The sequence below is a fragment of the Streptomyces sp. WAC 06738 genome, assembly GCF_003945505.1.
In the GTDB taxonomy this organism is placed as follows: Bacteria; Actinomycetota; Actinomycetes; order Streptomycetales; family Streptomycetaceae; genus Streptomyces.
Genome location: NZ_CP029618.1, coordinates 2,529,018 through 2,541,449, shown reverse-complemented (window position 1 = coordinate 2,541,449; position 12,432 = coordinate 2,529,018). Strand labels below are relative to the sequence as shown.

General features: G+C 76.5%; 11 protein-coding genes and 1 tRNA gene. 3 read left to right on the top strand and 9 right to left on the bottom strand.

The window, feature by feature from the left end; genetic code table 11:
• Positions 1-422: 422 nt before the first annotated feature.
• Positions 423-1,748 (top strand): M6 family metalloprotease domain-containing protein, encoded by a 1,326-nt coding sequence (locus DMB38_RS10620; protein WP_125934958.1) that lies wholly within the window; start codon positions 423-425, stop codon positions 1,746-1,748.
• A gap of 93 nt (positions 1,749-1,841) precedes the next feature.
• Here DMB38_RS10620 and DMB38_RS10615 read toward each other — a convergent pair.
• The 8 genes from DMB38_RS10615 to DMB38_RS10580 all read right to left on the bottom strand — a co-directional run bounded on the left by DMB38_RS10615 (position 1,842) and on the right by DMB38_RS10580 (position 10,218).
• Positions 1,842-1,915: transfer RNA gene (locus DMB38_RS10615), tRNA-Lys, on the bottom strand.
• Complete coding sequence (locus DMB38_RS10610) at positions 1,893-2,480, bottom strand: bifunctional DNA primase/polymerase (protein WP_125934957.1); 588 nt, start codon at positions 2,478-2,480, stop codon at positions 1,893-1,895. The genes DMB38_RS10615 and DMB38_RS10610 overlap by 23 nt, the downstream gene beginning before the upstream one ends.
• Before the next feature lie 135 nt (positions 2,481-2,615).
• Positions 2,616-2,996, bottom strand: a complete 381-nt coding sequence (locus DMB38_RS10605; protein WP_125934956.1) for a hypothetical protein — start codon at positions 2,994-2,996, stop codon at positions 2,616-2,618.
• A gap of 109 nt (positions 2,997-3,105) precedes the next feature.
• A complete protein-coding gene (locus DMB38_RS10600; RefSeq protein WP_240662686.1) occupies positions 3,106-4,413 on the bottom strand; it encodes an AAA domain-containing protein in 1,308 nt (435 codons plus the stop codon).
• A 242-nt stretch (positions 4,414-4,655) separates the two neighbouring features.
• Positions 4,656-6,227 carry a hypothetical protein gene (locus tag DMB38_RS10595; protein ID WP_206337675.1) on the bottom strand — a complete coding sequence of 524 codons (1,572 nt, stop codon included), beginning with the start codon at positions 6,225-6,227 and terminating at the stop codon, positions 4,656-4,658.
• Positions 6,224-7,414, bottom strand: coding sequence for a hypothetical protein (locus DMB38_RS10590; protein ID WP_240662685.1), 1,191 nt, complete (start codon positions 7,412-7,414; stop codon positions 6,224-6,226). The genes DMB38_RS10595 and DMB38_RS10590 overlap by 4 nt, the downstream gene beginning before the upstream one ends.
• Before the next feature lie 276 nt (positions 7,415-7,690).
• A complete protein-coding gene (locus tag DMB38_RS10585) occupies positions 7,691-8,728 on the bottom strand; it encodes a phosphatase PAP2 family protein (RefSeq protein WP_240662114.1) in 1,038 nt (345 codons plus the stop codon).
• Between the two features lie 191 nt (positions 8,729-8,919).
• Positions 8,920-10,218, bottom strand: coding sequence for a tetratricopeptide repeat protein (locus DMB38_RS10580; protein ID WP_125938940.1), 1,299 nt, complete (start codon positions 10,216-10,218; stop codon positions 8,920-8,922).
• Positions 10,219-10,536: 318 nt separating this feature from the next.
• Between DMB38_RS10580 and DMB38_RS10575 the strand changes: the two genes are divergently transcribed.
• The gene (locus DMB38_RS10575; RefSeq protein WP_125934955.1) at positions 10,537-10,911 is read left to right on the top strand and encodes a hypothetical protein; all 375 of its coding nucleotides are present in this window, start codon (positions 10,537-10,539) and stop codon (positions 10,909-10,911) included.
• A 105-nt stretch (positions 10,912-11,016) separates the two neighbouring features.
• Complete coding sequence (locus tag DMB38_RS10570) at positions 11,017-11,835, top strand: fused MFS/spermidine synthase (protein ID WP_125938939.1); 819 nt, start codon at positions 11,017-11,019, stop codon at positions 11,833-11,835.
• Between the two features lie 21 nt (positions 11,836-11,856).
• On the opposite strand, the gene DMB38_RS10565 is transcribed toward DMB38_RS10570, so the two are convergent.
• Complete coding sequence (locus DMB38_RS10565) at positions 11,857-12,417, bottom strand: hypothetical protein (protein ID WP_125938938.1); 561 nt, start codon at positions 12,415-12,417, stop codon at positions 11,857-11,859.
• Between the last annotated feature and the right edge of the window lie 15 nt (positions 12,418-12,432).

Genomic DNA, 12,432 nt, shown 5'->3' with positions numbered 1-12,432 from the left:
TTCCGTGACCGCCTGGAGTGAGGTCCCGGGCCCGCAGCCCGGCCCTTCGAGAGATACGCTCACCGCTCGCTCCCGCCCGTGGGGACCGCTCGGCTCCGCCGCTGCAGAGCCACAGCGCTGGAAATGTGCCCGATCATAGGGCTACCGGCTGTGTCGATCCAGTGACGCCGCTACGGCGCGGAAAGCGCTGAGCCGGATGGGGCCGGGAGTGATCGCACATGGCCGCCTCCTGCCGGGCGAATGACCAGATGTGACTTTGTGTTACCCGCACATGCTCCTGATCTCCCCTCTCGTCCCGCCCCGGACTCACTCGTGTGGGGCACTGGAACAGGACGGGCGGGAACAAACACGAACAAAGTGGGCTGTGTTCCCTACTCTTCCGAGCCGATGAGGTCGATGTGGCCCACCCATCCATACCCCCTGTGGAACAGGACCAGTCGCGCGCGTTGCACCGGGCCGCCGCCGTGGCGACGTCGCTCTCCGCCGTCATGGCCACCTCCCTCATCGCCGACCCGGTCGGCGCCCAGCCGGGACACCCCTGTGCGCTGGAGCGGACCGCCGCCCACCACTCGGAGGGGATCGCCGGCTGGGACCCGGCGTACCCGCGGCCGAAGAAGACCCTCGACGCGGTGATGGTGTATCTCTCCTTCCCCGATTCGGAGCCGCTGACCTCCCCGGACGAGCTGACCGGCGACCACTTCCCGGCCACCGCCGAGTTCTTCGAGCGGGCCTCGTACGGGCAGTTCCGGCTGCGGGTCGACGCGCGCGAGCGGTGGATACGCATGCCGTCGGACTCCCTGTCCTACGGCATCGCCCGCGACTGGGACCCGACGGCGCGCAGCCGTTTCCTCAACGACGCGGTGTCCGCGGCCGATCGGAAAGTGGACTTCCGTGACTACGACGTGGTCTATCTTGTCGCCGACCCGGATGCCCCCGGCGTGGATTCCGACGCCACCAAGGTGGTCAACTTCGAAACCCCGATGCGCGCCGACGGCACCGACCTGCACCGCATCGTCACCGTCTTCGAGCAGCACCCGCCCGACCGCAACGTCCTCGCCCACGAGACCGGCCACGTCTTCGACCTCCCCGACCTCTACCACCGGCCGCTCGACGGCCGGGCCGACTGGGACACCCACGTCGGCGACTGGGATCTCATGGGCAGCCAGTTCGGGCTGGCGCCCGACCCCTTCGGCTGGCACAAGTGGAAACTCGGCTGGCTCGGGGACGACCAGGTCGGCTGCGCCGCGAACCCCGGGTCGGACCGCTTCACGCTGCACGCGCTCTCCGCCCCCACGAGCCCGCAGACGCCCCCGCGCGGCACCACGGAGACGGAAGCGGAGAACGGGGCGGGGGAGCCCCGGGAGCGGGGCGGGAACGGGAAGGGGGCGGCGGTCCTGCGGCGCGACACCCGGCTCGTCGTCGTGCCCACCGGCGCCACCACCGCCGTCGCCGTCGAGGCCCGCGGCCGCTACGCCAACGACCGGCACGCCTGCACCGAGGGCGTCCTCGTCTACCGCGTCCACACCGGCACCGACTCCGGCGGCGGCCCCGTCGAGGTCGTCGACGGCCACCCCCGCACCGCCGCCTGCCACGACACCTCCGTCTACCCGCCGCTCGCCGACGCCCCGCTGGGCGAGGGCGAGAGCCTGGAGCTGAAGCGCGAGGGCGTACGCGTGGAGGTCACCGGACGCACCGCGGACGGGGGCTGGGGCGTACGGGTCGTGCGGGGCGCGGCGAAGCGGGGGTGACCGGCGGCGGGGCCGCGGCGGGATCCGGCCCGGAACGCGGACCGGGCGCCTTCAGAGATCCGAAGGCGCCCGGGTCGACGGTCTTGCGTGCTGTACGCCGTCAGGGACTCGAACCCCGGACCCGCTGATTAAGAGTCAGCTGCTCTAACCAACTGAGCTAACGGCGCCTGTCGACGTGGTCGACCTTAGCACCCGGGCCCCGGAGATCGAAAATCGGTATTCGGGAGCGGCCACCGCGGCCCGTACGCACCCCCACAGCAGCTCCTTCGGACCCGGCAGCCACGGGAACCGCACCTCCGGCGCGACCAGCCAGCGCGCCGCCCCCGCGCCGGCGCCCTCGCGCCGCCCGTAGACCGGCGGCAGCGTGACCGCGTCGCCCGGCCCGTGGCAGAGCGCCGGGGGCAGCCCGGGGCGCCACTCCTCCCAGGAGAGCAGGGCGGGCAGCCGGGCGGCGGTGCCGGGGGCGGTGAAGAGGAGCGTCCGGTCGCGTACGGCCGCGGCGGGGCCGCTGCCCGCGCCCTGCGTCCACAGCAGCTCCAGCACCCGGCGGCCCGGCAGTGCGGGGAAGCTCACCACGTCGAAGGCGCCGCCGCACGGCAGCACGGCGGGCGCCGCGGGGCGCTGCGACCACAGCGCGTGCACGCTGCGCGGGAAGGGGCTGGCGGAGGCGAGCCAGTCGGCGCCGGCGGGAGTCACGTCGCTGGCGGGAGTGTCCGATGCGTGACGGTTCATGGAAACCACATCTACGCGCGCTGCCGCACGCCCCCGTACAGATCCGCGGAACCAGGGACAAGTCGGCGGAGGGGAGAGTACTCTGCGGCGGTTTGTACGCGTGCCGGAGGGACGGCGTTCCCTCTCCGACGGCCTCTAGCCCTCCGCCGGAGAGCCCGCCCCGCCCTCGGCGAGGAGGTCGCGGCCGTACTCGACCATCCGCTTCGCGTAGTCCTCGGTCCAGTCCGCCCGCTCCGCGATCGCCTCCGGCGTCAGCCGGTCGAACCGCTTGGGGTCGGCGAGCTGCGCCGCCGCCATCGCCTGGTACTCGATGGCCCGGTCGGTCGCCGCCCGGAAGGCCAGCGTGAGGTCGGTGGCGCGGGCCAGCAGCTCGCGGGGGTCCTCGATCGACTCCAGGCCGAAGAAGTGCTCCGCGTCGGGCTCCGCGAGCGGCGGCTCGAAGAGCAGCGCGGCGGGCCGCCGCGGGGTGCGCGGCTGCTCCGTCCGGCCTGGCCGAGCCGGGTCCGGCTCCGTCATAGGGGTCCTCCACTTGCCTCTGTGCCACCGCCCATTCTCCCCCGCCGCGCAACCCCGCCCGCGCGCGGCGCCGCGGGACCGCCCGTACGGGCGCGTGCCGGGCCGGCGCTCACGCCCGTACGCGATGGTCCGCCAGGTGCGCCAGGACCGCCTGGTGGGCCTCCCAGCCGTCCGGGAACTTGACCACCGCGCCGAGCTGCACCGGCTCCGTCGAGGGGTGCTCGTCCAGCAGCTCGGGCACGCCCGCACGGCACACCACGACACACGCGTGCCGGTGCCGCGAGGCGAGCACGCACAGGCGCCCGGTCTCCAGGTGGAACGCCGTCGCGTCCGGGCGTCCCGACAGCGGGTGCAGCACCACCGTGACGTCGAACTCCATGCCCTGCAGCCGGTTGGCCGTGTCGACCGTCACCGCGTCCGCCGACTCCGCGGGCAGCGTCCGCGCGAGCGCGGCCCGTACCGCCGCGGCCTGGTCCCGGTGCGCCGTGCCCACCGCGACCCGGTCCGCCGTCAGCTCGCCCTCGCCGCGCTCCGAGGCCGTCGTGCCGCGCCGCTCCAGCAGCCGCCGCACGACGCGCGCCACCGCCGCCACCGCCTCCGGATCGGTCCGCGGCGTGTGCGCCGCGGGCAGCTCCAGCAGCCCCCAGCCGCTCGCCGCCGCCTCGTCCAGCACCCGGTCGGCGCCCGACCCGTCCGACCGCTCCGCGAACGCCAGCCGCCGCTCACCCGGGCCCGTACCGCTGCGGAACGGCGTGAAGGGGTAGAACGCCCGCGACACCAGCGGCGCGGCCGACGCCGGCAGCCGCCAGGACACCGGCAGCCGGTGCTGCGGCAGCCCCGGGTGGTGCGCCAGCAGTGTCGTCACCGCGCTGGCCGCCGGGTCCCAGGCCAGGCCCGACCACTGCTCGGCGCCGACCGCGCTGAACGGGTCGAGCTGCCCGGGATCGCCCACGAAGAGCGCGCGCTCGAAGAGCCCGGCGACGGAGAGCAGCGCGTCGGAGCGCATCTGGTACGCCTCGTCCACGATGGCGTGCTCCCAGCGCTCCGCGCCCTCGGCCTCCTTCGCCCGGGCCGCGGCGACATACGCCCACTTCGCGGCGGTGGAGGCGATGACCCCGAGTCCCGCGAGATCGGCGAGGCTCGTGGCGGTACGCACGTGCTCGTGGCCGTCGAGCACGGGGTCGTAAGGGCGGGGGTCGCTGCTGTGCAGCCGGCCGACGGGCAGGTCGGGCTCCTCCCGGGCGAGGCGGTCGACGAGGTCGTCGACCTGCGCGTTGGTCTGGGCGACGAGGAGGAGCCTGCGGCCGGCGGCGGCCAGCTCGCGGGCGGCGCGGACGACCAGGGTGGACTTGCCGGCGCCGGGCGGGGAGTCGACCAGGACGCCGCGGGAGGAGCCGTCGAGGGTGTCGCGGAGGATGGCCTCGGTGGCGGCCCGGGCGGCGGTGGCGGGGTCGGCGCCGTGGTGCTGGGGTGCGGCCGGACCCGGGGGGCGTGTGGCCGCGGTGCGGGGCTCGGGGGCGTGCGCGCGGGCGCGCTGCTCGGCACCGGACGCCTCCGCGGGGCCGCCCGCTTCTGCCACCGTCCCGCCCGCCGCGGGTGTGTCCGCCGCGCTCCGGGTGCTCTCCGCGCGCCCGTACGCGCCCGTCCTCGGCTCCGTCGTCACAGGAAGTCCTCCGCCGTCACCCGGTCCGGCTCCTCCGCGGCCCGCGCCGCCGGGCTGCCGTGCGTCCACGGGGTGTCCTCCGGCTCCGGCAGCGCGGGGCCGCGGCGGGCCGTGTGCTCGAAGAGCGTCCACACCACCCGGTCGCCCGGCTCCGGCACCGAGCCCTCCGCGGGGGTGCGCGAGCGGCCCATGCCGTCCTGCAACTGCACGGTGACGCGCCCGTCCCCGTACCCGGCGACCAGCGCGCGCTGCGTGCGGCCGCCGGGCAGCTCGCGGTAGACCTTGCCGCCGTCCTCCAGGTGCGGTTCGTCGTCGGTGGCGACGGTGACCAGCGGCCGGGGCATCGGGCGGCGGCCTTCGGAGTACGCCATCTCCACCGATTCCGTACGGCACACGAACGCCTGCCCCGCGAGCCGCCGCTCCGCCATCGTCAGCGGGTCGTCCAGCGCCTCCTGGGCGTCCAGCTCGGCCAGCGCGCGCTCGCGCTGGGCCAGCTTGCGGGCGGCGGTCACCGCGTCGTCGCGGCGCGGCTGCGGGGGCTCCCCGGCGCGCACCCGGTCGCGGTGGGCGGTGAAGGACCACCTGTCGCCGAGCCACCGGCCGGGCACGTGCGCGCCCTCGGGGAGGGCACGCAGCAGATCGTACGACCGCCAGACCGCGTCCCACGTGGGCCGCAGCCGGCTCTCCACGAGCCGGGCGACGGTCTCTTCCGCGGCCCGCACCGCGGCGGGGTCGCCCTCGGCGCGGGCGCGGTCGAAGCGGGCCATGGCGGGGGCGAGGAGCCTGTTGTCGAACGCGGGGTCGGTGGCCGGTCCCGCCGGGGGCACGAGCAACTGGCCCTCGGCGTCGCGGCCGGTCTCCGCGCGCTCCGCGGCCGCCGCGCCGTCCGTGATCCAGGCGAGCAGGGCGCCGAGGTGCTGGTCCTCGACGGTGCTCTGGCCGGTGGCCCAGTGCCGGGCGAGCAGTTCCGTGGCCGGCAGCAGCAGCGAGGCGCCGGGCACGCGGGCGCGCTCGCCGTAGTGCGACAGCCAGCGGCCGAGGAGCGGCACGCGCGGGGGCGCGGGGTGCGGGGTGTCCGGGTCGTCCTCGGCGGTCCTGCGGAAGCGCATGGAGCGGCCGAGGAGGCGCACGTACTCGATGCCTGCGCGGCTGGGCACGAGGAGCTGCGCGGCGTCGGCACAGGGCTCCTGGACGGGCTCCGCGGGCTCGTCGTCGCCGGGAGTGTCGCCGGAGCCGCCGGACTCGCCGGAGCCGCCGGACTCGCCGGAGCCGCCGGTTTCGCCGTCCTCCGCGTACGACTCGACGTACGGCAGCACCTCCGCCGCCAGCTCCGCCAGGAACGCGAACCGCAGGTCGCGGTCGCGCGGCTGCGGGACGACCAGGAGGCGCGGCCGGTCGCGGTCGCAGCCGACGAGCGCGCCCAGCGGGGCGGCGGCCTCGCCGGCGGCGGTCATCGGGACGAGGACGAGCGGCCGGTCGGACAGATGCCGGTGCCGCACGGTCGCCAGCGGGGTGGCCCGCCCGGCGACCACGGCCTCCGCCCGCGCAAGGGTGACCATGAGACTCATGCGCCGCCGCCCCCTTCGGCGGCGGCCAGCGCCTCCGCGCGCAGCACGGCGGCCCGCCGCAACGCGGCCACGGCGGGATCCTCCGGGGACGGGCCCGCCTGGTCCACCTCCGGCGCCACCGCCCGCGCGGCAGCGGCGCGCCCCGCGGCGGGCCGCCCTGCTTCCGCCGCACCCTCCTCGGCGTCTGCGCCGCCCGCCCGCGGTGCCCCGCCCGACGCAGCCGTCACGACCTCCGCCACCGTGCGCAGGCCGCCCAGGTCGCCGCGCACGCCGCGGCCCAGGGCGGTCACGTCGCCCCGCTCGCGGGCTCGCGCGCGGCAGTGGAAGGCCAGCTCGCAGGCCGCCAGGCACTCGGGGGCGTACGCGGCGGGCACCGACTCCACCGCCGTCATCAGCCGGGGCGGGGGCTGGCGGACGTCCAGGGTAAGGTCCGCGGGCAGGGTGGCGGCGATCGCTTCGAGGCGGGTGAGGCGGGCAAGCTGGCGGCGGGTGGCGGCCAGTTGCTTGCGCACGTCGACGGGCTCGGCGACCGGCTGGTTGGAGAAGTCCTTGGGGCAGACCAGCAGCACGTCGTGGTGGACCTCGCAGTGTGGCTGGAGCGCCAGCACGTACACCGCCGCCTGCCGGGCCGCCGCGCCGACCTTCGCCGGGTCCGCCGCCCCGTCGAGGATCGGGAAGGACTTGATCTCGGCCACCGTGCAGCGCCCGTCGGGCCCGACGACCGCCGCGTCCGGCTCCAGGTAGACCGGCGCGCCCGCGACCTCCAGGCTGACCATCGGGTGCCGCAGCAGCGTCCAGCCGCCCGCCGCCACCGCCTCGGCGATGGCCAGCCGGGTGCGCTCCGTACGCCCGCGGGGGCCGGGGGCGGCCAGGTCGGGGACGTGCACCGCGGCGGGCTCGGGCGGGACCTCGCCGGTCCGCTCGGCGAGGAGGCTCAGCAACTCGGCGCCGCCGTCGGCGGTGATACGGGCCTCGAAGGCGTTGCCGCGGGCGAACGCGAACTGCGACTGGCCGAACGGCGCCGGTCTGCCCAGCGCCTCGGCGAGCGCGCCCTTGTCGATCCCGGCGCCGTCCAGCAGCGTCCGGCGGCGGCACCCGGGGTTCGCCGCCAGCGCGGCGAGCGCCCGCGCGTCCAGGGCGCGCGCCTCGACGCCCGCGCCGCGCAGCGCGTCGAGCCGGCGGCGCAGCGCGGGTCCGGGCGCCGGCTCCGTCCCGGGCCCGGCGGTGGGGGCGTCGGCGTGGGCGGGGGTCAAGTCGCCCGTAGCGGTCGTACGTTCCACGCGCCGCAGTCTGGCACGCCCCACCGACACCGGGGGTGCCCGCGGGGCGGGAGCGGCGCCGCGGCGGTCCGCCGCTGCCCTGTCGCGATCCCCGCCGGTGCCGGGCGCGCGCGGCGCATCCGGCGGATCTTCGCGTACGGGCGTACCGGGCGCGGCACCGTCAGCCGCCGCGCCCGCCGCGCGTCAGTACGCGAGTCTCCTGCACATCACCTGTGCCGCGCTGCCGCGCTGCTCCACCGGCGCCCGTCTGCCGCCCGACGGCGCCGGCGGGTCGCCGGGGCCCGGGTTCTCGTGGGTGGCGCGCGGGCTCGGGATGTGGGGCGCTTCGGGTTCGTCTCCCGGGGCGCCGCCCCCGCCCGTGCGGACCTTCTCCGGCGCGCGGTCGTCGGCCGGTACGTCGCTGCCGTCCGGGTCGCCGGGCCGCGGGCCGCCCGCGGCGACCACGCCGCCGCCCGCGGGCGTGCCGCTGACGCGGGAGGCGAGCCGGTAGACCCGGCGGCGGATGCCGTCCGCGGCGCGCAGCGACGGGCGCAGCAGCAGCCAGCCGAGGCCCATGACGGCGGCGCCCGCGACCGCGTCGAGGAAGTAGTGGTTGGCGGTGCCCATGACCACGATGGTGGTCACGAGCGGGTACGCGACGCCCAGCAGCCGGACCGGCGTGTACGGGGCGTGCCGCCACAGCACCACCGCGCACCAGAGCGCCCAGCCGACGTGCAGGCTGGGCATCGCCGCGTACTGGTTGGTCAGCCCGCCGAGGCCGCGCGGTGCGCTCGCCTCACCGCCCCACCAGCCGTACGACGAGTACTGCGCCATCGTGTCGACGAACCCGTACGCCGGGTCCAGCAGCCGCGGCGGGCAGGTCGGCATGAGGATGAAGCCGACGAGCGCGACGACGGTGGAGAGCAGCAGCCAGGTCCGGTAGCGCCGGTAGTGCACGCGGTGGCGGAGCCAGACCCACACCAGGACCACGGGCGTGACGACGTAGTGCAGGGACGCGTAGATGAAGTCGGCGGGGACGCCGAGCACCGCGTGCGCGGTGAAGAGTCTGTTGAGCGGGTCCTCGAAGTTGATGTGCAGGGTCTTCTCGATGTCGAGCAGCGCGAGGCCGTTGTCGACCGCCATGGTCACGTCGCCGCGGGCCAGCAGCCGCCCCGCCGAGTACGCCATGTACACCACGACGACGAGCAACAGCTCCGTCCACCAACGCTGCCTCAGTCGCATGGTCCAGGCACTCCGTCTCCGCTTCCCCGCTCCGGGCCGCCCCACGTGGCCCACGGACAACCGTACGGTGTACGTCAGCCCACCGCACGATGTATATCCCTCCACCGGTTGGTGGATGCGACCTCCACCGAACGGTGGAGGGAGCAAGAAAGACGCGGAATGATCCGGAAAGGTTGCCTGGAGTTGCCGGATCAGGCGGAAATCAGCCCCGGGTTCGTCAGGAACGCGTCCACCTCGGACCTGCCTGACCAGCGCCGCAGTCTCTCCGCGGTGGCGTCGAGCATGGCGCGTACGCGCGTGGAACGCACCTCCTCCAGGAGCGCGAGCGCGCCGCCGGCCGCGGCGGCGGCCTCGTCCGGCCGGCCCGCGGCGGCGAGGTCCGCGGCCAGTTCCGCGGTGAACAGGGCGGTGTTGCGGGCGAAGTGCGGGTCCTGGAGGAGCACGGCGCGGCGGGCGCACTCGGCGGCGCGGGTGTGGTCGCCGAGCGCCGCCCAGCACTGGGCCTCCAGGCCGGTCAGCTCGGCCTCGCCGTAGAAGGACATCCACTCCGGGCACCCGTCCGCCGCGCCCCGCGCGAAGAGGTCGCCCGCCGTGGTCAGCGCCTCGCGGGTCGCGGCGGGGTCGCCGAGGAGCGCCCAGCCGCCGGCCTCGCGGGCGGCGAGCAGCGAGCGCAGCCGGTCGCAGCCGGCCGCGGCGGCGGCGCGGCGGCCGGCCTGGGCGGCGCGTACGGCCTCGTGGGCGCGGCCGGTGTCGCGGGCCAGGAACGCGGTGTTGGAGAAGGCGTGCGCCTCCAGGGCGGGGTCGTCGGCGAGCCGGGCGGTGGCGAGGGCCTCGGCGTAGTGCGAGCGGGCGTCGGCGTAGCGGCCGGAGTCGTGGGCCAGCCAGCCGACGGAGAGTGCCAGCTCACCGGCCGCGGCGTGCAGCCGCTCGGCGTCGGAGCCGGGGCGCGGGACGGTCTCGGGGAGCAGCGCGCGGGCGGTGCGCAGGGTGCAGCAGGCGCGGGCGTAGAGGTCGTCGGCGCCGTGCCGGTCGTCGTGCAGCCGGATGCGGCGTACCGCCTCAGCCACGGCGGCCTCGGGGAACTCGGGCGTACGGGGCCGGGCGGGCGGCAGCGCCGGGAAGGGCGGGAGCGGCGGCGGCCCCCCGGCCGCGGAGGCGGCGGGGGAGTGCTCCGCCGGCCCTTCCGGAGGCGTGGGGCGCATGGACGTGCGCGGGGGCGCATCTTTGCTGCCGCGCGCCCTTCGGCCCCGTACCGCCGCCCGCGGCTCGAAGCCCAGATCGCCCAGCGAGCGCCCCGGGAACATGTGCAGGAACACGCGCTCGTACGCGTAGTTGGGGCACCGGATCTCGCCGGACTCGACGCGGCCCACGTAGCGCGCGTCACACGAGACCTGTTCGCCGATCTCCCGCGCGGCCCGCCGCACCGAGGCGGCGAACTCGCCCGGTGACCGGCTGCCGCGCAGCGCGCGGAAGGCGGCGTTGGGACGCAATCGGTCCGGTGGGGCGGCCACGTCCGCTCTTCCTCCCTGCTGCTGCTCGACCCTGCTGCTGCTCGGCGACGCCCGTGCCGCGACCCCCGGTCGGCCACCGATGCGCTCCACGGGCGGCGCCGCACGGCGGCCCGCTCGCACCCGCGGTGCGTGCGCCGCCACGCAGAGTCTGCCGACCCGCGGGTCCCCTCGCCCCCGATCCGCTATAAAACGCCATCCTTTGCGGCGACTTCACCCCGTGCCGTTGACGCGGTCCTGGCGTTGGATGGGCAGAGGACCGGGGGAACCACGACGGGGACTGGATGAGGAGGGGTTCCTGTGCCGGACACCGGCGGGGAGACCACTGTCGGTACGAGAGCCGCCGCGGACCCGTGTGACCTGGTCACCGTCCCGGCCAGACACGGCCTCGAAGCGGTCGACATCCTCCGGCTGCGCACGGCCGTCGGGCCCGTGCTGCACGACGGCGGCGTCGACACCCTGGGCTTCCTGGTACCGCCGGGCACGGCGGCGCGCTGGGACCTGCCCGGCAGCGCGTGCACCCCGACGCTGCGCCGCGGGCTCGCGGCGCAGCCGGTGGCGGGGACGTACTGGCTGGTGCCGCCGGAGGAGGCGGCGCCGGTGACGGACCCGGTGCTGCTCGCGGCGGCGCTCTGCGAGGCGGCCCGTACGATCGAGGCCGCCGACCGCTTCTGACCCCGGGCCGACCGCCCCGTACCCCCGCGGAGCGCGCCCGGGGCCCGGGCGGGGGATACTGGGCCCGTGGCCAGGCAGAGGTCGCGCGGCGGGCGCAGCCCCGTCGTGGTGGACGTGGACGGCGGCACCGCGGAACTGCGTCCCGACCCGGACCGCCCGCGTGCCTGGATGCTGCTCCTCGACGGCGCCCCGCAGTCGCACGTCGACCTCGACGACCCCGCGCACCTGACGTTCGAGTACCAGCGCCGCCTCGGCCACGCCGCCGACCTCGTCGCCCCCGCCGGCCGCCCCGTGCAGGTCCTCCACCTCGGCGGCGGCGCGCTCACCCTCCCCCGCTACATAGCCGCCACCCGCCCCCGCTCCGTCCAGCAGGCGGTCGAGATCGACGGCAGGCTCACCGCGCTGGTACGCGCCGAACTGCCGCTGCCCGAGCGGGCGCGGATCCGGGTGCGGCACGGGGACGCACGCGCCGTGCTGGCCAGGATGCCGGACGGCTGGGCGGACCTGATCATCGGCGACGTCTTCCACGTCGCGCGCACGCCCGCGCACCTGACCACCACGGAGTTCCTGGGCTCCGTGCGCAGGGTGCTGCGCCCCGGCGGGGTCTACGCCGCCAACCTCGCCGACGGGCCGCCGCTCGCGTACCTGCGGGCGCAGATCGCCACCGCCGCCGCGGTCTTCCCCGAGCTGTGCGTCGTCGCCGCCCCCGCCGTCTGGCGCGGGCGGCGCTTCGGCAACGCCGTGCTCCTCGCCTCCGCCGTCCCGCTGCCGGTCGGCGAGCTGACCCGCAGGGCGGCCACCGACCCGCAGCCCGGCCGCGTCGAACACGGCCGCGCGCTCCGGGACTTCGCGGCGGGCGCCCGGCCGGTGACCGACGCCACGGCGACCGAGTCGCCGGCGCCGCCGCCCGGGGTGTTCACGTAGCGGAGGACGTGTCCGGGTCCTTCAGGTCGCGTACTCGTTCGTCTCCACCCGCGGCGGGCCGTCGTGCCACGTGCAGATCACCGACGTCCGCCCGTTGTCCGCGACGAAGTCGACGCGGATCCACGTCGTCTGCTCCCACGTCTGCATCTGCCACCCGGCGTCCGGCGTCGCCGACACCAACTCCGCGGAGTCCGCGGCCATCTCGAACGTCACCCGCCCGCCGGCCACCGGATACGTCTGCACGTCCCCCGTCGCGGTCGCCGCAGGCCGGTCCCGCCGCCCCGCGTCCCCCGGGCCCTCTTCCGCCCCCACGGTGCCCTCGGGGCTCGCCGTACGCCGCTCGCGCTCCGGCGGATCCTGCGAACTCTCCGGCGCCGACGGGGTTTCCGGCTCCGGCGTCGGGGAGGCCGGCGGGGGCCGCTCCGTCGCCGTGCCGACCAGAGGAGGCGGCGACGACGGCGCGCGGCCCGACAGCGGCACGGTGTGCGGCCGGTCGGACGTGCTGTCCAGCACCAGCCTGACCCCGAACCACGACACGGTTACGGCCGCCAGTGTCGCCAGGGTCCACGCGAGCGCGTGCACAAGCCTTCGACGCAT

What these genes read in the sequence shown, in the direction of transcription:
- DMB38_RS10610 (WP_125934957.1), bottom strand. Translation starts at nt 2,480, where the DNA reads ATGAACCGTCACGCATCGGACACTCCCGCCAGCGACGTGACTCCCGCC.
- DMB38_RS10605 (WP_125934956.1), bottom strand. Translation starts at nt 2,996, where the DNA reads ATGACGGAGCCGGACCCGGCTCGGCCAGGCCGGACGGAGCAGCCGCGC.
- DMB38_RS10595 (WP_206337675.1), bottom strand. Translation starts at nt 6,227, where the DNA reads ATGAGTCTCATGGTCACCCTTGCGCGGGCGGAGGCCGTGGTCGCCGGG.
- DMB38_RS10585 (WP_240662114.1), bottom strand. Translation starts at nt 8,728, where the DNA reads ATGCGACTGAGGCAGCGTTGGTGGACGGAGCTGTTGCTCGTCGTCGTG.